The organism is Treponema sp. R6D11 (assembly GCF_054786075.1).
This window is the reverse complement of record NZ_BDHD01001305.1, coordinates 1-334: the sequence shown is the minus strand read 5'-3', so window position 1 is coordinate 334 and position 334 is coordinate 1. Positions and strand designations below refer to the sequence as shown.

Genomic DNA, 334 nt, shown 5'->3' with positions numbered 1-334 from the left:
CACTAGGGGCAGCTCATGGCCTGACGGAATTCTTTTTTTGTAAACCATTCGTAAGTGGGCTTGTCCTTGTTTACGGGGTTCTGGTTGAACGTCCAAAAAGCAGCCCCTAGTGAGCCTTCGGCGTTAAAGACCGTGTAGCTTCCGTCATTCTTATTCACGAGACCGTCCAAATCTTCAGGGCGCAGAGAGTAGGTTTCAGTCTTCCCGTCCTTGAAAAGGAGCAGTTTTGTGTTTTCATCGGGAATGATGCGCACTATGTTTTCTTCGGGATAGGGGAGCGACACGCCTTTTGCGTCCTTTCTCCAGTAATCGCGGTTGCGTTTGTATACGAGCC

General features: G+C 49.7%; 1 protein-coding gene. It reads right to left on the bottom strand.

The features are described from left to right. Positions 1-2: 2 nt before the first annotated feature. Positions 3-334: ABC transporter substrate-binding protein (locus tag ACYVTD_RS18535; RefSeq protein ID WP_461249062.1), on the bottom strand; the 332-nt coding region annotated here is incomplete at its 5' end.